Origin of the sequence: Aquamicrobium sp. (assembly GCF_023954335.1) — a bacterium.
GTDB lineage: Bacteria > Pseudomonadota > Alphaproteobacteria > Rhizobiales > Rhizobiaceae > Aerobium.
In genome coordinates, this window is record NZ_JAMLIE010000004.1 from 160,189 (window position 1) to 181,018 (window position 20,830).

The window sequence follows — 20,830 nt, forward strand, 5'->3', positions numbered from 1 at the left end:
GTCGAAGGCATCGTCAACAAGGGCGACGAGGACAGGGGGACTGGCATGCAGCAAGCCGTGACCGCGGAACCGAAACCGTTTGCCCTGTGGCGCGGGATCGTCTGGCTTTCGGAAAAGCTCCTCGTCGTGGAGCGGCGCATCGTCGCCTTCCTGATGTTCATGCTGACCGGGGCGATCCTTCTCAACGTCGTGACGCGCTATACGGGCCGGCCGATCTACTGGATCGACGAATTCGCCGTCTATTGCATGGTGTGGCTGACCTTCTTCGGCGCGTCGGTGATGACGCGGCTGCGCCTCGACTTCGCCGTGACCATGCTGACGGAGCGGCTTTCCGAGCGCACGGCGGCGGTCACCCGCGTCGTGGCGACGCTGATGGTCGTGCTGTTCGGCGTCTCGATTGCGGTGATGTGCTGGCTGTGGCTCGATCCGGTCGGCATCATGAAGGCCGGCTTCAACGCCAAGGAGTATGCGGCCGGCACCTTCAACTTCGTCTACACCGAGCGAACCCAGACGCTGAACTGGCCGACCTGGGTGCTCTACATGATCCTGCCGGTCTTCGCCGTCTCCATCACCATTCACGGCCTCGCCAACCTCATGGAGGACGCCGGCCGCGTCCGGCCCGTCACCCGCGACCTGACCATCAACGCCGAGGGGGCGGTGAACTGATGCTGACAACCGGTGCCTTCGTTCTCGTGATGCTGGTCGGCGTGCCGATCGGCCTGTGCCTGTGCATCGCGGCCATCGTCTTCGTGGTCGCCTCTGGCAACCCGATCCTGTTCCAGAGCTACCCGCTCCAGATGTTCAACGCGGTCGACAGCTACGGCCTGATCGCCATCCCTCTGTTCATCCTGATCGGCGAGATCATGAACGTCGGCGGCATCACCAGGCGCATCGTCGACATGGCCATGTCGTTCATCGGCTCGCTGCGCGCCGGCCTCGCCTACGTCAACGTCATCGCCAACATGTTCGTCGCCTCGATCCTCGGCTCGGCCACGGCGCAGGTCGCGATCATGTCGCAGATCATGGTGCCGGAGATGGAGCGCAAGGGCTACGACAAGAACTTCGCCGCCGGCCTCACCGCCTATGGCGGCATGCTCGGCCCGATCATGCCGCCCTCGGTGATGTTCGTCGTCTACAGCGTCCTCGCCCAGCTTTCGGTCAGCGACATGCTGCTCGCCGGTATCCTGCCCGGCCTCGCGCTCACCGCGCTGTTCTGCGGCGTCATCGCCGTGCTCGGCTATGTCCACCAGTTCCCCAGGAGCGAGAAGCAGACGCTGCGCCAGCGTGCGGCGACGATCTGGAATGCGCTGCCGACTTTGACGATCCCGCTCGTCATCATCGGCTCGATCTTCAGCGGGCTGGCCAGCGCCACCGAGGCGGCGGCCGTCGGCGCGGTCATCGCGCTGCTGATCGGCCGCTACTGGACCAAGCAGCTCTCCTTCTCGCAGATTCCCGACATCATGATCCGTGCCGGGCTCTATTCGGCGATCGTGCTGTTCCTCGTCGTCGCCGCCGGCGTCCTGTCGTGGATCCTGATCTTCGGCCGCGTGCCGCAGGAGGTCGCCGCCTGGATCCAGACCGTGGCCAGCTCTCCGATCGAGTTCATGCTGCTCGCCAACGTCATCCTGCTGGTCATCGGCACGGTCATCGACGGCATTCCCGGCCTGATCATGACGGTGCCGATCCTGCTGCCCATCGCCACCGATGTCTACGGCATCGACCCGCACCATTTCGGCGTCGTCGTGGTCATCAATCTGGTGCTGGGGCTTTTGTCGCCGCCGGTCGGCCTGTGCTTCTTCATCGCCGCCGCCGTCACCGGGGCGAAACCCGGCAAGATGTTCCTGGTGACGATGCCCTTCTTCCTCATCACCTGCGTCCTGCTCATACTGCTTTCGATCTTCCCGAGCCTGTCGCTGGCGCTGATCGACTGACCCTGAACCTTCAAGAGGAGAACCGAGAATGACAAAGCTTTCCCGCCGCCATTTCCTTGCCGCCGGCGCCGCCGGCGCGCTGCTGCCGCTCGCCATGCCGGCCGTTTCCCGCGCCCAGGCGCGCGAGCTGCGCCTCGGCCTGATCACCCCGGTCGGCCATTCCTGGAACGACGCGGCGCTGCGCCTCGCCGACGTGCTCAAGGAACAGACCGACGGCCGCCTGACCATGACCGTGTTCCATTCCGGCCAGCTCGGCAACGAGCCGGCGATGATGCAGCAGCTCCAGTCGGGCGCGCTCGACATGGGCATCATCCAGGCCGCCGAACTCGGCTCGCGCGTCGACCACATCGCGGCGATCAACGCGCCCTACCTCGTCAACTCGACCGAGGCGGTGGCCAAGTTCGTGCGCACGCCGCAGGTGCTGGAACTTCTCGACGTGCTGCCGGCCGAGACCGGCACCGTTGGCCTCGGCTGGCTCATCACCGGCATGCGCGCCGTGTTCTCGGCCAAGCCGATCGATTCCGTCGCCGGCCTCAACGGCATGAAGCTGCGCATCAACCCGACCCCGGTCTACCGCGACTTCTACCAGAACCTCGGCGCCGCGCCGACGCCGATCCCCACCCCGCAGGTGTTCGACGCCATGTCGAACGGCCAGGTCGACGGGCTCGAGGCCGACATCGAGTTCTCGTGGAACCAGCGTTTCGACAAGGTGGCGAAGTCGATCCTGCAGATGAACGCGCTGTTCATGCCGGCCGCTGCCATCGCCTCCGGCCGCGTCTGGGCCGGGATGCCTGACGCCGACAAGGAGCTGATCTCGGCTTCGGTCAAGACCGTGCTCGACGAGCAGATCGACAGCCTCGCCAGCGAGGAGCCGGGCCTGATCGAGAAGTTCCGCGAGACCGGCATCGCCATGCACGAGGTCCCGCAGGCAGACAAGGAGGCCAGCATCGAGGCCTTCGACAAGATCTGGCTGCCCAAGGCTCCGGTCATCGCCGAGCTGCGCAAGATCGGCGCCGAGCTCTAGCCCGAACGCTGGAGACGATGTGCGGGGAGGCGTTCCCGCACATCCCCGCGAACTGGCAGCATATACCGCCATACGCCGCAAACACCGACGCGGGGCGCGCGCCTCTGATCCGCCCCGCGGCCATGCCTGCCTACCAACGCCCTGCGAGGACGTCGCCGTGAGCGAAATCGTCATGACCCTCGACGAGATCGGCAGCCTGACGCGCCGCGTTCTCGAACGGCATGGCCTGAGTGCGCTCCAGACGGAACCGATCGCCCGCATCGTCATCGCCGCCGAGGCCGACGCCTGCCGCTCGCACGGGCTTTATCGCCTGCCGGGCTATGTCGCCCCCCTGCGCAGCGGCCGGGTCAGGCCCGACGCCGTCCCGCGGGTCGAGACGGTGACGTCCGGCATCATCCGCGTCGACGGCGACGGTGGCTTCGCTCCCGCCGCCGCCGAGGCCGGCCGGCCCGGCCTGATCGAGGCGGCCCGCGCCAACGGCATCGCCGCCATGGCGCTCACCCACTGCCACCATTTTTCCGCGCTGTGGGCCGACCTCGAGCCGCTCACCGACGCCGGCCTCGTCGCATGGGCCTTCGTCGTCGGCCAGTCGAGCGTCGCGCCGCATGGCGGCACGCGGCGGCTGATGGGCACCAACCCCGTCGCCTTCGGCTGGCCCCGCCCCGGCCGGGAGCCCTTCATCTTCGATTTCGCCACCAGCGCCGCGGCGCGCGGCGAGGTCGAGCTGAAGCGCCTCGCCGGCGAGCGCCTGCCGGACGGCTGGGCGCTCGGCCCCGACGGCGCGCCGACCACCGATCCGGCGGCGGCGCTCGCCGGCGCGCTGCTGCCCTTCGGCGGGCACAAGGGCTCGGCCCTGTCGATGATGGTCGAGCTGATCGCCGGCCCGCTGATCGGCGAGGCGACCAGCAGCCGCGTGGCAGAAATGGACATCCACGACGGCGGCCCGCCGCCCGGCGGTGAACTCTTCATCGCCATCGACCCGCAGCGCCTCGCGCCCGGGGATGGCTGGACGAGCGAGGCCGAAGCCTTCTTCGCCGAGGCGGGCGCGCAGCCGGGCTTGCGCCTTCCCTCCGCGCGCCGCCACGCCGCGCGCGCCCGCACCCGGCACGAGGGTGTCGCCGTGCCGGCGGGCCTCGTCGCCGAGGTCGAAGCCCTGCTGAACGGGATTGACGCATGATCCCGGCGAGCAGCCCGACAAGCGGCCTCGACAAAAGGGATGCACGGGCGCATTCAGCCTCGTCGGCGAGTCTTGCCCACGCGAGGGCGCGGCAAATCGCCGGTGGCCCCGTCGTTGCCGGCGGCGCAGGATCGTGGAATACCCTCGCCACAGGCCGCGTCGTGCGACGAATACGAGATTGAACGACAGATGAAACAGGATGCGATCCTCGTCGGCAAGAACATGAAGCACAAGACCATGGCGTCTGCTGCCGCCGAGGAAATCCGCAAGCGTATCCTCAACGAGACCTATCCGCCGGGCCTGCAGCTCAAGCAGGACATCCTCGCCCGCGAGTTCGGCATGAGCCGCATCCCGGTGCGCGAGGCGCTGCTGATCCTCGAGAAGGAGGGGCTGATCAAGGTGCTGCCGCATCGCGGCGCCATCGTCGCCGAGCTGACCTTCGACGAGGTCGAGGAGCTTTTCAACATGCGCATGCTGCTCGAGCCCTACCTGCTGGCGCGCTCGGCCCCGCATATCTCCGAGGAGACCTTCGTCAGGCTCTGGGTTATCCAGAACCAGTATCGCGACGCGCTCGACAATGACGACATCGCCGAGTGGAACGACCTGAACAAGCAGTTCCACATGATGCTCTACCAGCATGCCGACAGCCCGCGCATCGCCAGCACGGTGCAGAACCTGCTGATCGAGTGCGACATCCACACCCGCATCCAGCTCATCAACATCGAGGGCGACCGCGAGCGGGCGGTGGCCGAGCACTCGGCCATCCTGCGGCTCTGCGAGGAAGGGAAGTTCGCCGAGGCGACCGAACTGCTGCGCGAGCATCTCGACCATATCCGCAGCGGGCTGCTGGGGCTGGTCCGCGCCAGACGGGCACAGTAGAAGCGCCCGCCGCCCTTTCCAATTATCCTAGCGAACGCCCCACGTGTCGCTGACGCGGTAGCCTTCCGGCCACGGGTCGGACGGGTCGAGCATGTGCTGGTGGATGCCGGTGATCCAGGCGCGGCCCGAGATCTCGGGCACGATGGCCGGAATGCTGCCGACGCTGGTCGTGCCGGCGATGCAGCCGCGGAAGGTCGAGCCGATCACCGAGACCGTGGTCAGCGTGTCGTCGAGGCCCATCTGACCGCGCGCGTAAAGCACGGCCATGCGCGCAGAGAGCGCGGTGCCGGTGGGCGAGCGGTCGATCTTGCCCGGCTGGACCGTCACCGCCGAGCCGGCGCGCAACTGGTTGCCCTCGCGCTCGACCTTGCCGGCGAACATGCAGAACGAGAAATGCGTCCAGTCCGGGTTCTCCGGATGGTGGAAGCGCTTCTGCTCGTTCGCCGCGGCAGCGATGCGCACGCCGAGCCGGGCGATGTCGTGCGCCTCGTCGGCGCCGAGCTTCAATCCCAGCGCCTCGGCGTCGACGATGACGAAGCTATCGCCGCCATAGGCGGTGTCGATGGCGAGCGTGCCCAGCCCTTCGACCTCCAGCGTGGCGTCGAGCTCGGCGGCGAAGCTCGGCAGGTTCTCAACGAAGATGCGTTCGGCCTTGCCGTCGCGGCATTCGGCGCGCACCCGGACCAGTCCGCCCGGCGCTTCGAGCGTCAGCCGCGTTTCCGGCTCCTGCATGGGCACGATGCCGGAATCGAGCAGCACGGTGGAAACGCAGATCGAGTTCGAGCCCGACATCGGCGGGTTGTATTCCGGCTCGAGGATGAGGAAGCCGGCGTCGGCCTCGGGGTGCTTCGGCGGCACGAGGAAATTGACGTGGCGGAAGACGCCGCCGCGCGGCTCGTTCAGGACGAAGTTGCGCAGCACCTTGTCCTGCATCAGCCAGTTGGTCTGCTCCCACAGCGTCTCGCCCGGCGGCGGCGTCACACCGCCGACGATGACGTCGCCGACCTCGCCTTCGGCATGGGCGGAAATCACATGGATGGTCTTGGAGCTTCGCATCTTGTCCTCACGCTAAAGCATTTTGCAGTCAGACGGGATCGTCTGGCGTCGCATAAATGCGACTGAAGAAACGAGCTGGAGCAGCGGGAACGGCGTTCGTCAGAACGCCCGCTGCTCCAGCCAATGCGGGCGGCGCACCGGCGCGCGCCCGGTCAGGGTTGCGACGGTGCAGTCGGCGAGGCTGCCCAGCCGCACGGAGCGCCCGGAAAGCCCCGGCCCGTAATGGGCGTACTTGCCGGAATTGGTCATCACCGCGCGGGTGTTGACAGGAAACACCGGCTCGGGGATCGAGCACCAGCACAGGTCGGGCAGCACCTGGACGCCGCTCGCCTCCAGCCGCGCCAGCGTTCCCTCGGCCCGCGCAGCATCGATGATGGCGTGTCCGGCGGTGACGATGGCCGCGACGCCGTCGTGCCGGCGGCGGCCGGCCAGCGCGTCGGCGAAGGCGCGGCATTCGTCCAGCGAGGCGTGCGGGCTGCCGATGGCGACGAGCTCGACCTCCTCGGGGCCGTCGTTCAGCATGTCCCACGACGCGGCCATGTCGGCGGCGGTGATGGCGATCCTGTCGGCGTCGGCGGCGGCCGCGCCTTCGGCTTCCGGAGTGACGCCCTCGACATGCAGCATCGGCGCGGCCGAGGTCGTGCCGAAGGCCGCGCACAGCGCCTTCAGATCGTCGCGCGACGGCGCGGCGGCGGCCAGCCCGGCGATAAGCGGGATGCGGTCCGGCGAGGCCATGCCCGCCATGTAGCCGACCAGCGGCCAGAAGGCGTCGTCCACCCTTTCCGGCAGCGCGAAATCGAGGATGCGGGCCGCCTTGCGGTTCTCGTCGAGATAGACGCCGGCGAGCGGCGCGCGGCCGGTCAGCGCGATGCAAAGGTCGAGGAAGTCCGGGTGCTTGGCGGTGCGCGCGCCGAGCACGGAATTCGCGAAGACGACGGCGTTGGACTCGGCCCATGCGATGGCCTCGCCGGCATGCGGGGCGCTGTCGAGCAGATAGGGCGCGCAGGTGAAAGTCGGCCGGCAGCCCATGCGCACATAGGCATCGGCCAGCCGCGCCGCCGGGTCGCCGAAGCCGGGCGCGACGCCCTGCGCCCGCCAGTTGGCGTGATCGACGGAGATGGCGTTCATGGTGGTCGGCACCCTGACCTTCGCGTCCATGTCGGCCATCTTCTCGGCGAAGGTCAGGTTGGCGGGGCTGGCATAGATGCAGCCGTCGATATGGCCCTGCACCACGTCGATCAGGCGCGGCGCGCCCTGCTGGAGGGCCATGGCGCGGACGATGCGCATCGCCTGCGCCGCCGCCACGCCCTCGGCGCCGTCGAGCATCGCGAGGTCTGACGGGTCAAGCGCCAGCGCCCCGGGCGCCGGGTGCGAGACGGGGATCGACAGCCCGTCCGCCTCGATGGCGGCGGGGCCGATCCGCGCGGCGCGCGCGCGAGACAGCGCCGCGAAGGCGTCGGCGCCGAGCCGCAGCACCGGCAGCGGCCGGCCGAACATCTCGGCCGCGATGAGCGCGCCCAGCGTCAGCACGTCCTCCGCCTCGCGGAAGACCAGCGCCGCCGGCGCGCGGCCGCCGAGGATCAGGTCGAGCAGCACGCCCGAGCCGGTGCAGGAGCCGCGGCTGGTCGGCATCATCAGGATCGCGCCGGTCAGGCATGTGCCGTGCAGGGGATGGTGGACGTCGATCACGCGCCCCGTCGCCGGGTCCACCCCGCCCCAGAAGCTCAGCGCCTCCGCCGAGGCGACGACCGGGCCGGAGGCCGACCCTTCGAGAACGCTGCGTGCTTCAAAACCGGCCATGGCTTCCTTCACGGATTCGACGGGACGCCGCAGGACAGGCGCGGAGCGAACGGCGGGCCGTTCCTCGTCGCCTGATCACCGGTGCGGCAACGGTCGCAGCATCCCATATCGGGCCCGGCGGATCAATCTCGAAATACAGGCTGTATGCAAGGATTATTCAAGCATGCCGCCCCTGCCGGGCACCTAAGCATCGAACTCGATCACCTGCCGGATCGCCTCGCCGGCATGCAGGCGGTCGAAGCCCTCATTGACCTCGTCGAGCGCGATGCGATGCGTCATCAGCTTCTCGACCGGCAGCTTGCCGCGCCGGTGAAGGCCGAGGAAGCGGGGAATGTCGCGCGAGGGAACGCCCGAGCCGAGATAGCTGCCGCGCAGCGTCCGCTCCTCGGCCACCAGCGTCAGCGGCGAGATGTTGAGCACGGCCTTCGGGTTGGTCAGCCCGGCCGAGATCGTGGTGCCGCCGCGCCGGGTCATCGCGAACGCGCCCTCCAGCGCCCGCGCCGAGCCGGCGAATTCGAGCGCGGCGTCGACGCCGCCCGACGTCGCCTCCTTGACCTTGGCGGTCAGGTCCGGATCGGTGGCGTTGAAGGTGTGCGTCGCGCCGAGGTCGCGCGCCAGCTCGAGCTTTGCGTCGAGCGTGTCGACCGCGACGATGGTCTCCGCCCCGACCGCGGCCGCGCCAAGCACGGCGGCGAGGCCGACGCCGCCGAGGCCGACGACGGCCGCCCGCCCGCCCGGCTCCACCGCGCCCATGTTGAACACCGCGCCCGCCCCCGTCAGCACGGCGCAGCCCATGAGGGCGGCGATGGTCAGCGGCGTCTCGCGGTCGATCTTCACCAGGCTGCGCCGCGACATCACCGCATGAGTGGCGAAGCTCGACACGCCGATCATGTGGCTGACGCGCTCACCATTGCGCGACAGCCGCACCCCGCCCGACAGGAGCTCGCCCCTGCCGTTCGCGGCCGCGCCCGGCTCGCACAGCGCCGGTCGGCCGGACTGGCACGGCCCGCAATGGCCGCAGGACGGCACGAAGACGAAGATGACGTGATCGCCGGGCACGAGGTCGTCGACACCCTCGCCCACCTCCTCGACAATTCCAGCGCCCTCGTGGCCGAGCACCATCGGAACGGGGCGCGGCCGGTCACCGTTGATGACCGAAAGGTCGGAGTGGCAAAGCCCGGCCGCCGCCACCCTGACCAGCACCTCGCCCGTCTCGGGCGGCGCAAGGTCGATCTCGCCGACGCTGAGCGGCTGCGTCTGCGCATAGGGGCCGGAACGGCCGATCTCCTCCAGCACGGCGGCGCGTATCTTCATTCCTCGTTCCCTCCCCGATTCAATGCTGCATCGGGCCACTCTAGCGGTTTCCGGCTCCCTCGCGACAGCGAAACGAACTCGGCCCCGACTTTACGTTTCTTCACATTCGCGGCGAACGCGCGAAACAGTCGCCGCCTAATCTGGCTCCATCGCGGCAATCAGGCCGCACCAGGCAAGGAGCCGGATCATGGAACAGGAAAACCACGAAGCGAACCCCGCCACCTCGACGAAGGGCAACAAGAGCCGCAGCCGCTGGCTGATCGCCGGCGGCGTCGCCGTCGTCGCGCTGGCGGGCATCGGCGCGGCGGGGGCGATGGGCGGCGGCGAGACCATGGGCCGCCACGTCATGGAAGCGGGCATGAAGCATGGCGGCCATTTCGCCGGGCGCGGCCTCTCCCGCGCGCTCGATGCGGTCAACGCCACCGCCGAGCAGGAAGACCGCATCTGGGCGATCATCGACGACACCCGCGCCGAACTCCGGCCCGTGATGCGCGAGTTCCGCGACACCCGCGAGACCGTGATGCAACTGATGGCAGCCCCGACCATCGACCGCGCCGCTGCCGAGACGCTGCGCGCCGAGCGCATCGCCGCCATCGACGAGGCGTCGAAGAAGATGACTGCGGCGATGCTCGACGCGGCCGAGGTGCTGACGCCGGAGCAGCGCGCCGAGCTCGCCAAGCATTTGGGCGAGCGCAAGGGCCCGCGCCGGTGGTAAGGTCGCGCGGCTGAATCGCGGCGGAGCACAGGCGGCATGGCGGAAGAGATCCTGATCGTCGACGACGACGCGAGGCTTTCCGCCATGCTGTCCGACTATCTCTCCGGCAACGGCTTTGCCGTGCGGCAGGCGCCGGCAGCGCTCGCCGGGCTCGACGAGATCAGGCGGCGCGAGCCCGACGCGGTCATTCTCGACATCATGCTGCCCGACCTCGACGGCTTCGAGGCCTGCCGGCGCATCCGCGCCTTCAGCGACGTGCCGGTGCTGATGCTGACGGCCAAGGGCGAGGAGACGGACCGCATCGTCGGTTTGGAGCTCGGGGCCGACGACTATCTGCCCAAACCCTTCAGCCCGCGCGAGCTTCTGGCGCGGCTGCGCGCCGTCCTGCGCCGGCGCGGCGGGCAGGCCGCCGGGGCTGAGCGCATCCTGCGCTTCGGCCGGCTGGAGATCGACCCCGCCTCGCGCCTCGCCCGCATCGACGGGCGCGATTGCGACATCACCGGCCACCAGTTCGACCTTCTCGTCGCGCTGGCCGAGAATGCCGGGCGCATCCTGTCGCGCGAGCAGCTGATGGACATGGTCCGGGGCGAGGCGTTCGACGCCTTCGACCGCTCCATCGACGTCCACGTCTCGCGCATCCGCGCGGCGATCGAGGACGACCCCAAGCATCCGCGCCGCATCGTCACCGTGCGCGGCGCGGGCTACGTCTTCGCCCGGCGTCAGGACGAGGAAAGATAGGAATCATGCGCCTGCGCAACAGCCTGTTCCTCAAGGTGTACCTGACGCTCATCGCCAGCCTCGTCGTGGTGGCGCTGGCCAGCGCCGCCTTCGTGCGCCTGTCGCACGACGAAGAGGACCGCGGCTGGGGCGCGCGGCGCGACGCCTTCGTCGCCGCCATGCTGCCGGCAAACGCCCCGCTTGCCGAAACCCGCATCGTGGTCGAGCGGCTGGCGGCGGCGCTCGACGCCGACATCGCGCTCTACGACGCCAGCGGCGGCCTGATCGCCGGCGCCGGCGCGCCGGTTCCGTTGCCCACGCAGGGCGAAAGAAGCGAGCGCCGGCGCGGCGGCGACGGCAAGCTGATGACGGTGCGGCTGGATGACGGCCGCACCGCCGTCGCCCGCTTCGCGAAAAGCCCGTTCGGCCCGTCGCGGCCCAACCCGCTCGCGTGGCTGGCGCTGATCGCCGGCGTCACCGGGCTCGTCGCCTGGCCGGTCGTTCGCCACCTGACCAGCCGGCTCGAGCGCCTGCGCCACGGCGTCGAGGCATGGGGCGGCGGCGACCTCGCCCTGCGCGTCCCCGTCGAGGGCGGCGACGAGGTGGCGGCGGTGGCAACGAGCTTCAACCGGGCCGCCGGCCGGGTCGAGAGCCTCCTCGCCTCGCACCGCGCCCTGCTGGCCAACGCCAGCCACGAGCTGCGCTCGCCGCTCGCCCGGCTGCGGATCGCGGCGGACCTCTACGAGGCCGAAGCGAGCGAGGAACGCCGCGCCGAGATCGTCCGCAACCTCGCCGAGCTCGATGAGCTGGTCGAGGAGATCCTGCTGGCCAGCCGGCTCGACCATGTCGGCGACATCGGCGCCAGCGAGACGGTCGACCTGCTGGCGCTCGTCGCCGAGGAAGGCGCGCGTCACGGCATCGAGGTCGCGGGCGAGGCCGCGCCCGTCACCGGCAATCCGCGGCTGCTGGCGCGGCTCGCGCGCAACCTGATCCAGAACGCGCTGCGCCACGGCGCGCCGCCGGTCGAGGTCGAAGTCCGCCGCGAGGGCGGCCGCGTGGAGCTCAGCGTGCGCGACCACGGGCCGGGCATCCCCGAGGCCGAGCGCGAGCGCGTGTTCGAGCCGTTCTACCGCCCGTCGGGCCGCAGCGAGGAGGCTGGCGGCTGGGGGCTGGGCCTGGCGCTGGTGCGCCAGATCGCGGAGCGCCACGGCGCGCGCGTGCGGCAGGAGACGCCGGCCGGCGGCGGCGCGCGCTTCGTCGTCACCTTCCCGCAGCAGGACTGACGGCCGCCCCGCCATAGGCGATCCCGTCGCCGCGGTCGAACCCGGTCGGCATCTCGTGGCGATGGATGCAGCTCATGCGCGGGCACAGCATGCAGGACGGTCCGATCTCGACCGCGGCTTCGCCGGCGGTCAGGTCGCGGCCGTAGACGATGCGGTCGGCATGGAGCATATCGCAGGACAGCATGACGGAGAATGTCGGCGGCAGGCGGTTGAAACCGTTGGAATGCTTGACCACCTGTTTCGCCACCTGCAGGAAGCGCGCCCCGCCGGGAAAGACCGACACCTGCCGCACCACGCCGCGTTCGGCGAAGGCGCTGTAGATCGGCCACAGCAGGCAGCCATGGCCGGATGCCGGCAGGATCAGCCCCGGCAGTGGAAAGCGCTTGGTCATGCGGCCGGCGCGGTCGGCGCGCAGGAAGCCGAAGGGAACGCCCTCCCTGCCGGTACGCCTGAGCGTCACCAGCCGGTGCGCCACCTGCTCGAAGCTGGCCCCGACGAGGGTGCCGATCAACTCGATGTCGTAGCGGCGCTCCTCGGCCAGCGACAGGATCGTCTCGTACGGCATCATCATCGCGCCGGCGACATAGGAGGACAGGCTGCGGAAGGCGAGGCGCCGCGCTTCGCCCGAGGTGAGCGCGATCGAGGCGACCACCTCCTCGATGACCGGGCTAGCCGCCCGCATCGCATAGGTGCGCAGCATGGCGAAGATGCGCGTCGATGGCGGCGTCACGTCTGGTATCGCGAGGACGTTTCCCTCCGCCGCATCGGTCGGGTTCTGCTCCGCGCCCGAGGTCAGTCGGAAGCCGATGCCGAACCGGCGCGACAGCAGCGCGGCGAGCGCTTCCTCCTGCACCGGGCGGCGCGCCGGCAGCTCGGCCGCCAGCGCCTCGGCCAATTCCTCCAGCACCGGGAAATGGTTGTTGTGGTCGATGATCGCGTCGTCGACCTCGTTCATCGGCGAGATCAGCCGCTCGTCGGTCGTCGTCTGGTCGAAATAGTCGACGAGGTTGCGGATCGTCGGCACGAGGTCGTTGATCTCGGAATTGATCGTCGAGACGAAGCGGTCGCGCTGGGCGCTGGTCAGGTCCGGGATGGTGGCGAGGATCTCCGCGCCCGACTTGATGCCGGCGACGCGGTTCAGCGTCTCGTGCAGCAACTGCGACAGGTACGGGTCGGAGCGCAGCCGGTGGCGCAGCGTCTCGATGTTGGCGGAGGCGTCGGAATAGGCGCGATAGAGCCGGGTCAGCGCTGCCGCCGCCTCGGGAAAGCGCGTGGCGAGGTCGCGGATCGACTCGGCCTCCATCTCGATCCCGCGCATCACCGGATCGACCATCAGCTCGCCGATCGTGCCGATGGTGCGCAGCTCGTTCTCGCCCGACAGATGCGCCAGGTCGATGTCGAGCCGCTCGCCGATGCGCAGCAGCAGCGCGCCGCCGATGGCGCGCTTGTTGTTCTCGATCAGGTTGAGATAGCTCGCAGAGATGCCGAGCGCATTGGCCAGCGCGGTCTGGGTCAGACCGATCGCCTTTCGCTTGCGCCTGATGCGCGCGCCGATGGGTGTCCGGATGGCCATGGCAAGCAGTCGATGTGTAAATAATTGACAAAACAGACTTTACATAATTCAGGAAATTGACAAAAAAATCATGCCTAGTCAATTGATTGTTGAGAATAAGACAATTTGTGCCAATCTCTTGCACGCGCCGCCGGGAGGGCGTGTCGCGTGGAGGAGAAGATATGACGAAGTTCAAGATCAGCAGAAGAAATGTGCTCAGAGGAGCCGGCGCGGGCATTGTCGCGCTCGCCACCCCGACCATATTCAGCAAGGGCGCCTGGGCTCAGGAATTCTGCAACAACCCGACCGGAAGCACGGTGACGTTCGGCCTCAACCTGCCGCTCACCGGCACCTATGCGGAAGAAGGCGCCGACGAGCTCAAGGCCTACGAGCTTGCCATCAAGCACCTCAACGGCGAAGGCGACGGCGGCCTGATGAACGTGCTCAAGCCCTCGGCGCTCAAGGGCAACGGCATCCTCGGCAAGAAGGTGCAGTTCGTCAGCTCCGACAGCCAGACGCTTTCCGACGTGGCGCGCGCCGGCGCGACCCGCATGATCGAGCGCGACGACGCCATCATGATCACCGGCGGCTCGTCGTCCGGCGAGGCCATCGCCGTGCAGAGCCTGTGCCAGGAGATGGGCATCATCTTCATGGCCGGCCTGACCCATTCCAACGACACCACCGGCAAGGACAAGCGCCGCTACGGCTTCCGCCACTTCTTCAACGCCTACCAGTCGGGCATCGCGATCGCGCCGGTCATCGGCGAGGCCTATGGTGGCGATCGCCGCGCCTACCACCTGACCGCCGACTATACCTGGGGCTGGACGCAGGAAGAATCGATCAAGGCCGCGACCGAGGCCCTGGGCTGGGAGACCGTCGCCGCCGTCCGCACGCCGCTCGGCGCCGGCGACTACTCGCAGTTCCTCACGCCCGTGCTCAATTCCGGCGCCGACGTGCTGATCCTGAACCACTACGGCAACGACATGGTCAACTCGCTGACCCAGGCCGTGCAGTTCGGCATGCGCGACCGCCAGGCCAACGGCAAGCAGTTCGAGATCGTCGTTCCGCTGTTCTCCGAGCTGATGGCCAAGGGCGCCGGCGAGAACATCAAGGGCATCTTCGGCACCTCGAACTGGCACTGGAACCTGCAGGACGAAGGCTCGCAGGCGTTCACCAAGTCGTTCGGCGCCGCCTACGGCCAGCCGCCCTCGCAGGCCGCGCACACCGCCTATGTCCAGGCGCTGCTCTATGCCGACGCGGTCGAGCGGGCCGGCACCTTCTATCCGCCGGAAGTCATCAAGGCGCTCGAGGGCTTCGAGTTCGACGGCATGGGCAACGGCGCAACGCTCTACCGCGCCGAGGACCACCAGTGCATGAAGTCGGTGCTGGTCGTGCGCGGCAACGAGAACCCGACCAGCCAGTTCGACGTGCTCGACGTGGTGAAGGAGGTCCCGCGCGACGTGACGACCTACGACCCGTCCATCTTCGGCGGCGAGCTCGGCCCGGCAGAGCCGGTCCCGCAGTGTAACTGAGGCCGTCTGCCCGAAACGTCCGCCCCGCCGCCTTCGCGCAGCGGGGCGGGCTTCGCGCAACATGTTGAAGACGGCCCGGGAGGCCGGCCATGTTTGAAGTCATCTTCCTGCAATTCCTGAACGGCCTCGACAAGGGCAGCGCCTATGCGCTGATCGCCCTCGGCCTGACCATCGTTTTCGGCACGCTCGGGGTCGTCAACTTCGCCCATGGCGCACTGTTCATGCTCGGCGCCTTCTGCGCCGTCGCCTTCCGCCAGCTGCTGACGCTCCAGACCGTCACCATCGACCCCGAGAAGCTCTCGCCCTGGGGGCAGCCGCTGGAGGTGCGCGAGCCGCTGGTGCAGGCCTGGTTCGGCGACTTCGGCGCGGTCCTCGTCAACTATTCCGTGCCGCTGTCGCTACTGCTCGCCGTTCCCGTCATGTTGATCGTCGGCGTGGCGATGGAGCGCGGGATCATCAAGTTCTTCTACAAGCGGCCGCATGCGGAGCAGATCCTCGTCACCTTCGGCCTCGCCATCGTCATCGGCGAGCTCGTCAAGGCGACCTTCGGCCCCAATCCGCATCCCCAGCCCATGCCGACCGACCTGCGCGGCGCCGCCGACATCGGCGCATGGCTCGGCATGCGCGCCGGCGTCATCACCTATCCCCTGTGGCGCCTCATCTATTTCCTGTTCTCGGTCGCCATCATCGGCGCGGTGTTCGCCTTCCTGCGCTTCACCACCTTCGGCATGGTGGTGCGCGCCGGCATGGCCGACCGCGAGACCGTGGGGCTTTTCGGCATCGACATCGACCGCCGCTTCACCGTCATGTTCGGCATCGCCGCCATCGTCGCCGGCATGGCCGGCGTCATGTACACGCCGCTCCTGCCGCCGAACTACACGCTCGGCATGGACTTCCTGGTGATATCCTTCGTCGTGGTCGTCGTCGGCGGCATGGGCTCGCTGCCGGGCGCGGTCGCCGCGGGCTTCCTGCTGGGCATCCTGCAATCTTTCGCGTCGATGACGCAGGTGAAGGCCATCTTCCCCGGCATCGACCAGATCATCATCTACCTCGTCGCCGTCGTCATCCTGCTCGTGCGTCCTCGCGGACTGATGGGCCGCCGCGGCGTGATGGAGGCGTAAATGACCGACTTCATGTCACGCAAGGACCTCACCCTCTTCCTCGGCTTCTCAGGCGTAGTGCTGCTGCTTCCGATCCTGGCCACCCCGTTCGGGGCGGCCTATCCGGACCTGTTGCAGCGCTTCATGATCTTCGGGATCTTCGCCATCGGCTTCAACATCCTGTTCGGCCTGACCGGCTACCTCTCCTTCGGCCACGCCGCCTTCTTCGGCGTCGGCTCCTATGCAGCGATGTGGTCGTTCAAGCTGCTCAGCCTCAACGCCGTGCCCGCGCTTCTCTTCGCGCTCGTCGTCTCGGGCGTGTTCGCGCTGGCCATCGGCTATGTCTCGCTCAGGCGCTCGGGCATCTACTTCTCGATCCTGACGCTGGCCTTCGCGCAGATGTGCTACAACCTCGCCTATTCGGTGCTCACCCCGATCACCAACGGCGAGACGGGCCTGCGCATGGCCCTGAACGACCCGCGCGTCCTCGACCGCCTGTTCTCCGACGCGCCCGCGGGCATGCCCGTGCCGAGCCTGTTCGGCATGTCGCTTTCGGGCTGGAACGGCTTCTATTTCTCCGCCTTCTTCCTGCTCGCCACCTTCCTGCTGGCCATGCGGATCACCAATTCGCCCTTCGGCCTGATGCTCAAGGGCATCAAGTCGAACCAGAACCGCATGAACTACACCGGCTTCAACACGAGGCCCTACACGCTCAGCGCCTTCGTCATCTCCGGCATGCTGGCGGGCCTCGCCGGGGCGCTGCTGGTCGTCACAGACCCGCTGGCGGGCGCGGAGCGCATGCGCTGGACCGCCTCGGGCGAGGTGGTGCTGATGACCATCCTCGGCGGCGTCGGCACGCTCGTCGGCCCGGTGCTCGGCGCATGGATCATCAAGTATTTCGAGAACATCTTCTCGTCGTTCAACGCCAACGTGCTCAACGGCTTCTACAGCTTCCTGCCGGACGGGGTCAGGGAAGTCGCCGTCACCATCAGCTCGAAATTCGTCGGCGAGGGCTGGCACCTGTCGCTCGGCCTCGTCTTCGTGCTGATCGTGGTGTTCCTGCCCGGCGGCATCATGGAAGGCGCGCGGCGCATCAGCGCCTGGCTGCGGCGGCCGCGCAACGGCGCCAAGGCCAACCGCCAGCTCAGCGCCCAGGGCGCGGAATAGGGGGACGTTTCATGCACATGCAAACCAGGGAAAACGTCGTCCTCCATGTCGCCGACGTGCAGAAGAACTTCGGCGGCCTGCGCGCCCTTTCCGATGTCGACCTCCAGGTCGAGCAGGGGAAGACGCATGCGATCATCGGCCCGAACGGCGCCGGCAAGTCGACGCTGCTCAACGTCATCATCGGCCGCATTCCGCCGACCAGCGGCGCGGTCGTCTTCGACGGCACGGTGCTGACCGGCAAGGCGCCGCACGAGATCAACCAGCTCGGCATCTCGCGCGTGTTCCAGACGCCGGAGATCTTCGCCGACCTGTCGGTCCTGGAGAACGTGATGGCGCCCGCCTTCGCCAGCCGCGACGGCGCGTTCAAGATCAACATGTTCCGCTCGCTCGACAACGAGAAGGTCATCCGCGAGGAGGCCGAGCACATGCTCGAGGACGTCGGGCTGATCGGCCTGCGCGAAGGCCATGCCGGCTCGCTGTCGCGCGGCGACAAGCGGCGGCTGGAGCTGGCCATGTGCCTGATCCAGAAGCCTCGCCTGCTGCTGCTCGACGAGCCGACCGCCGGCATGAGCCGCCACGACACCAACACCACGATCGAGCTGCTCAAGAAGATCAAGAGCCGCGGCATGACCAAGGTCATCATCGAGCACGACATGCATGTCGTGTTCTCGCTTGCCGACAAGATCTCGGTGCTGGCCCAGGGGCGCATCATCGCCAGCGGGCTTCCGCAGGAAATCAAGGAGGACCCGCGCGTGCAGGAAGCCTATCTCGGGGGGAGCGTCGAATGAGCGTAGTGACGGAAAGACGCGAGGCGGCCTCGATGGCCTTGGCCGCCGACCCGGCGAAGGAGTTCTTCGCCGTGCGCAACATCCACTCCTATTACGGCGAGAGCTATATCGTCCAGGGCGTCAGCCTCGACGTGCGCAAGGGCGAGATCCTCGCCTTGCTGGGCAGGAACGGCGCGGGCAAGACCTCGACCCTGCGCACCATCGCCCGCATGGACAACCCCGAGCTGCGCGGCGGCGAGATCTGGCTCGAGGGCGAGGCCCTCCACGGCCAGAAATCGTGGCAGGCATCGCGCGCCGGCATCCAGCTCGTTCCGGAGGACCGGCGCATCATCCAGGGCATGACGGTCGAGGAGAACCTCGTCCTCGCCCAGGTCGCCCCAGGCCACGGCATGGATCTCGAGGAAATCTACGAGCATTTCCCGCGCCTCGCCGAACGGCGCAAGCAGGAGGGCACGACGCTGTCCGGCGGCGAGCAGCAGATGCTGGCCGTCGCCCGGGCGCTGGCGCGCAACATCAAGCTGCTGCTGCTCGACGAGCCCTATGAAGGGCTTGCCCCGGTCATCGTGCAGGAGATCGAGCGCATCGTCTACTCGATCAAGGAACGCGGCATAACCACGATAATCGTCGAGCAGAATGCCGTTGCGGCATTGCGTCTTTCGGATCGGGCGGTCATCATGGATACGGGGCAGATCGTGTTCACCGGCACGGCGAAGGAGCTGCTCGACAACCCGCAGCTGAGGAACGAATACCTCGCAATATGACCGCGCACGCCAGCGGGGGCGCTGCGAAGGAGGAAATATGTCAGACAGTCGTATTCACCGTGTGCAGGAAAGCTGGCGTTCGGATACGCAGATCGATCCCGAGACCTACCGCGCATGGTATGCGCGCAGCGTTTCCGACCCGGACGGTTTCTGGGGCGAGCATGGACGCCGGCTTGACTGGTTCAAGCCCTACACCAAGGTGATGAATGCCTCCTTCGACGGCGACGTGTCGATCAAGTGGTTCGAGGACGGCGAGACCAACGTCTCCCATAACTGCATCGACCGCCATCTCGACACGCGCGGCGACCAGGTCGCCATCATCTGGGAGGGGGACGACCCCTCGCAGGACAAGCACATCACCTATCGCGAGCTGCACGGGCATGTCTGCCGCTACGCCAACGTGCTGAAGAAGCACGGCGTCCAGAAGGGCGACCGCGTCACCATCTACATGCCGATGATCCCTGAGGCGGCCTACGCCATGCTGGCCTGCACCCGCATCGGCGCGATCCACTCGGTGGTGTTCGGCGGCTTCTCGCCGGATTCGCTCGGCGGCCGCATCGTCGACGCCGAATCGACCGTCATCATCACCGCCGACGAGGGCCTGCGCGGCGGCCGCCCGGTGCCGCTCAAGGAGAACACCGACAAGGCCATCGACATCGCCGCGCGCCAGCACGTGATGGTGCGCAAGGTGCTGGTCGTGCGCCGCACCGGCGGCAAGGTCGGCTGGGCGCCCGGCCGCGACTTCTGGATGGAGGAAGAGACGGCGTCGGTGCCGGCCGACTGTCCGGCCGAGCCGATGAACGCGGAGGACCCGCTGTTCATCCTCTACACCTCCGGCTCGACCGGCAAGCCCAAGGGCGTGCTGCACACGACCGGCGGCTACCTCGTCCACGTGTCGCTGACGCACCAGTACGTCTTCGACTACCGCGAGGGCGAGATCTACTGGTGCACGGCCGATGTCGGCTGGGTCACCGGCCACAGCTACATCCTCTACGGCCCGCTCGCCAACGGCGCGACGACGCTGATGTTCGAGGGCGTGCCGAACTACCCCTCGCCGTCGCGCTTCTGGGAGGTCATCGACAAGCACGACGTCTCCATCTTCTACACCGCGCCGACGGCGATCCGCGCGCTGATGGGCGCGGGCGACGAGTGGGTGAAGAAGACGTCGCGCGCCTCGCTGCGCATCCTGGGTTCGGTCGGCGAGCCGATCAACCCGGAAGCCTGGGAATGGTATTTCAACACGGTCGGCGACGCCCGCTGCCCCATCGTCGACACCTGGTGGCAGACGGAGAACGGCGGCATCCTCATCACCCCGCTCGCCGGCGTGTGGGACCTGAAGCCCGGCTCGGCCACCCTGCCCTTCTTCGGCGTCGTGCCCGAGATCGTCGACAACGAGGGCAACCTCGTCGAGGGCGCGGGGTCGGGGAACCTGTGCATCGCCCGGCCGTGGCCGGGCATGATGCGTACGGTCTACGGCGACCACGAGCGCTTCATCCAGACCTACTTCTCGACCTATCCTGGCAAATACTTCACCGGCGACGGCTGCCGCCGCGACGAGGACGGCTATTACTGGATCACCGGCCGCGTCGACGACGTCATCAACGTCTCCGGCCACCGCATGGGCACCGCCGAGGTCGAGTCAGCGCTGGTCGCGCACGAGAAGGTCTCCGAGGCCGCCGTGGTCGGCTACCCGCACGACCTCAAGGGACAGGGCATCTATTGCTACGTCACCCTGATGGCGGGCGAGGAAGGCACCGACGCGCTGCGCAAGGAGCTGGTCGCCCATGTGCGCAAGGAGATCGGCCCGATCGCCTCGCCGGACAAGATCCAGTTCGCGCCGGGCCTGCCCAAGACGCGCTCGGGCAAGATCATGCGCCGCATCCTGCGCAAGATCGCCGAGGACGATTTCGGCGCGCTCGGCGACACCTCGACGCTGGCCGACCCCGGCGTCGTCGAGGACCTGATCGAGAACCGCCAGAACCGGAAAGAGTAGAGCGTTTTGCAGTCAGACGGAATCGTCTGACGTCGCATAAA

General features: G+C 68.1%; 18 protein-coding genes. 14 read left to right on the forward strand and 4 right to left on the reverse strand.

Features of this window, described 5'->3' with window-relative positions; translation table 11 throughout:
* Positions 1–45 precede the first annotated feature (45 nt).
* The 5 genes from M9945_RS20365 to M9945_RS20385 all read left to right on the forward strand — a co-directional run bounded on the left by M9945_RS20365 (position 46) and on the right by M9945_RS20385 (position 5,011).
* On the forward strand, positions 46–666 hold the full coding sequence (locus M9945_RS20365) for a TRAP transporter small permease (protein WP_367945989.1): 621 nt from the start codon (positions 46–48) through the stop codon (positions 664–666).
* Positions 666–1,931 (forward strand): TRAP transporter large permease, encoded by a 1,266-nt coding sequence (locus tag M9945_RS20370; RefSeq protein WP_367945990.1) that lies wholly within the window; start codon positions 666–668, stop codon positions 1,929–1,931. Before M9945_RS20365 ends, M9945_RS20370 begins: the two co-directional genes overlap by 1 nt.
* Positions 1,932–1,959: 28 nt before the next feature.
* Positions 1,960–2,955, forward strand: coding sequence for a TRAP transporter substrate-binding protein (locus tag M9945_RS20375; RefSeq protein ID WP_367928696.1), 996 nt, complete (start codon positions 1,960–1,962; stop codon positions 2,953–2,955).
* Positions 2,956–3,112: 157 nt separating this feature from the next.
* Positions 3,113–4,132 (forward strand): Ldh family oxidoreductase, encoded by a 1,020-nt coding sequence (locus tag M9945_RS20380; protein WP_367945991.1) that lies wholly within the window; start codon positions 3,113–3,115, stop codon positions 4,130–4,132.
* A gap of 189 nt (positions 4,133–4,321) precedes the next feature.
* Positions 4,322–5,011 (forward strand): GntR family transcriptional regulator, encoded by a 690-nt coding sequence (locus M9945_RS20385; RefSeq protein WP_367945992.1) that lies wholly within the window; start codon positions 4,322–4,324, stop codon positions 5,009–5,011.
* 27 nt (positions 5,012–5,038) lie between these two features.
* Here M9945_RS20385 and M9945_RS20390 read toward each other — a convergent pair whose 3' ends face one another.
* From M9945_RS20390 to M9945_RS20400, 3 genes are all read right to left on the reverse strand, one after another.
* On the reverse strand, positions 5,039–6,067 hold the full coding sequence (locus M9945_RS20390; protein WP_367945993.1) for a proline racemase family protein: 1,029 nt from the start codon (positions 6,065–6,067) through the stop codon (positions 5,039–5,041).
* A 99-nt stretch (positions 6,068–6,166) separates the two neighbouring features.
* Positions 6,167–7,867: an aconitase X gene (locus tag M9945_RS20395; RefSeq protein ID WP_367945994.1), complete on the reverse strand. Its 1,701-nt coding sequence runs from the start codon at positions 7,865–7,867 to the stop codon at positions 6,167–6,169.
* 183 nt (positions 7,868–8,050) lie between these two features.
* Complete coding sequence (locus M9945_RS20400; protein ID WP_367945995.1) at positions 8,051–9,181, reverse strand: zinc-dependent alcohol dehydrogenase family protein; 1,131 nt, start codon at positions 9,179–9,181, stop codon at positions 8,051–8,053.
* A 187-nt stretch (positions 9,182–9,368) separates the two neighbouring features.
* Between M9945_RS20400 and M9945_RS20405 the strand changes: the two genes are divergently transcribed.
* Genes M9945_RS20405 through M9945_RS20415 form a run of 3 tightly spaced genes read left to right on the forward strand, consistent with a single transcriptional unit; the run spans position 9,369 to position 11,896 of the window.
* Positions 9,369–9,896 carry a Spy/CpxP family protein refolding chaperone gene (locus tag M9945_RS20405; protein WP_367945996.1) on the forward strand — a complete coding sequence of 176 codons (528 nt, stop codon included), beginning with the start codon at positions 9,369–9,371 and terminating at the stop codon, positions 9,894–9,896.
* Positions 9,897–9,932: 36 nt separating this feature from the next.
* The gene (locus tag M9945_RS20410; protein ID WP_367945997.1) at positions 9,933–10,634 is read left to right on the forward strand and encodes a response regulator; all 702 of its coding nucleotides are present in this window, start codon (positions 9,933–9,935) and stop codon (positions 10,632–10,634) included.
* A 5-nt stretch (positions 10,635–10,639) separates the two neighbouring features.
* Entirely contained in the window at positions 10,640–11,896 is a 1,257-nt protein-coding gene (locus tag M9945_RS20415) for a sensor histidine kinase (protein ID WP_367945998.1), read from the forward strand.
* On the opposite strand, the gene M9945_RS20420 is transcribed toward M9945_RS20415, so the two are convergent.
* On the reverse strand, positions 11,874–13,469 hold the full coding sequence (locus M9945_RS20420) for a short-chain fatty acyl-CoA regulator family protein (RefSeq protein WP_367945999.1): 1,596 nt from the start codon (positions 13,467–13,469) through the stop codon (positions 11,874–11,876). The two genes, M9945_RS20415 and M9945_RS20420, sit on opposite strands and share 23 nt — an antisense overlap.
* Before the next feature lie 161 nt (positions 13,470–13,630).
* Here M9945_RS20420 and M9945_RS20425 point away from each other — a divergent pair, with 161 nt between their 5' ends.
* From M9945_RS20425 to acs, 6 genes are all read left to right on the forward strand, one after another.
* A complete protein-coding gene (locus M9945_RS20425) occupies positions 13,631–14,980 on the forward strand; it encodes a substrate-binding protein (RefSeq protein WP_367946000.1) in 1,350 nt (449 codons plus the stop codon).
* 89 nt (positions 14,981–15,069) lie between these two features.
* Positions 15,070–16,101, forward strand: a complete 1,032-nt coding sequence (locus M9945_RS20430; protein WP_367928686.1) for a branched-chain amino acid ABC transporter permease — start codon at positions 15,070–15,072, stop codon at positions 16,099–16,101.
* Positions 16,102–17,247: a branched-chain amino acid ABC transporter permease gene (locus M9945_RS20435; RefSeq protein ID WP_367946001.1), complete on the forward strand. Its 1,146-nt coding sequence runs from the start codon at positions 16,102–16,104 to the stop codon at positions 17,245–17,247.
* A gap of 17 nt (positions 17,248–17,264) precedes the next feature.
* Positions 17,265–18,035, forward strand: a complete 771-nt coding sequence (locus M9945_RS20440) for an ABC transporter ATP-binding protein (RefSeq protein ID WP_367946029.1) — start codon at positions 17,265–17,267, stop codon at positions 18,033–18,035.
* Positions 18,036–18,067: 32 nt separating this feature from the next.
* The gene (locus M9945_RS20445; RefSeq protein ID WP_367946030.1) at positions 18,068–18,796 is read left to right on the forward strand and encodes an ABC transporter ATP-binding protein; all 729 of its coding nucleotides are present in this window, start codon (positions 18,068–18,070) and stop codon (positions 18,794–18,796) included.
* Between the two features lie 37 nt (positions 18,797–18,833).
* Entirely contained in the window at positions 18,834–20,789 is a 1,956-nt protein-coding gene (gene acs / locus M9945_RS20450) for an acetate--CoA ligase (protein ID WP_367946002.1), read from the forward strand.
* The last annotated feature ends 41 nt before the right edge of the window (positions 20,790–20,830 follow it).

Bases quoted from the DNA above. Each gene is read 5' to 3' on its own strand.
- M9945_RS20395 (WP_367945994.1), bottom strand. From the start codon at position 7,867: ATGGCCGGTTTTGAAGCACGCAGCGTTCTCGAAGGGTCGGCCTCCGGC.
- M9945_RS20440 (WP_367946029.1), top strand. From the start codon at position 17,265: ATGCAAACCAGGGAAAACGTCGTCCTCCATGTCGCCGACGTGCAGAAG.
- M9945_RS20370 (WP_367945990.1), top strand. From the start codon at position 666: ATGCTGACAACCGGTGCCTTCGTTCTCGTGATGCTGGTCGGCGTGCCG.
- M9945_RS20365 (WP_367945989.1), top strand. From the start codon at position 46: ATGCAGCAAGCCGTGACCGCGGAACCGAAACCGTTTGCCCTGTGGCGC.
- M9945_RS20420 (WP_367945999.1), bottom strand. From the start codon at position 13,469: ATGGCCATCCGGACACCCATCGGCGCGCGCATCAGGCGCAAGCGAAAG.
- M9945_RS20425 (WP_367946000.1), top strand. From the start codon at position 13,631: ATGACGAAGTTCAAGATCAGCAGAAGAAATGTGCTCAGAGGAGCCGGC.
- M9945_RS20405 (WP_367945996.1), top strand. From the start codon at position 9,369: ATGGAACAGGAAAACCACGAAGCGAACCCCGCCACCTCGACGAAGGGC.
- M9945_RS20390 (WP_367945993.1), bottom strand. From the start codon at position 6,067: ATGCGAAGCTCCAAGACCATCCATGTGATTTCCGCCCATGCCGAAGGC.
- M9945_RS20435 (WP_367946001.1), top strand. From the start codon at position 16,102: ATGACCGACTTCATGTCACGCAAGGACCTCACCCTCTTCCTCGGCTTC.
- M9945_RS20410 (WP_367945997.1), top strand. From the start codon at position 9,933: ATGGCGGAAGAGATCCTGATCGTCGACGACGACGCGAGGCTTTCCGCC.
- M9945_RS20415 (WP_367945998.1), top strand. From the start codon at position 10,640: ATGCGCCTGCGCAACAGCCTGTTCCTCAAGGTGTACCTGACGCTCATC.
- acs (WP_367946002.1), top strand. From the start codon at position 18,834: ATGTCAGACAGTCGTATTCACCGTGTGCAGGAAAGCTGGCGTTCGGAT.
- M9945_RS20400 (WP_367945995.1), bottom strand. From the start codon at position 9,181: ATGAAGATACGCGCCGCCGTGCTGGAGGAGATCGGCCGTTCCGGCCCC.
- M9945_RS20445 (WP_367946030.1), top strand. From the start codon at position 18,068: ATGGCCTTGGCCGCCGACCCGGCGAAGGAGTTCTTCGCCGTGCGCAAC.
- M9945_RS20375 (WP_367928696.1), top strand. From the start codon at position 1,960: ATGACAAAGCTTTCCCGCCGCCATTTCCTTGCCGCCGGCGCCGCCGGC.
- M9945_RS20430 (WP_367928686.1), top strand. From the start codon at position 15,070: ATGTTTGAAGTCATCTTCCTGCAATTCCTGAACGGCCTCGACAAGGGC.
- M9945_RS20385 (WP_367945992.1), top strand. From the start codon at position 4,322: ATGAAACAGGATGCGATCCTCGTCGGCAAGAACATGAAGCACAAGACC.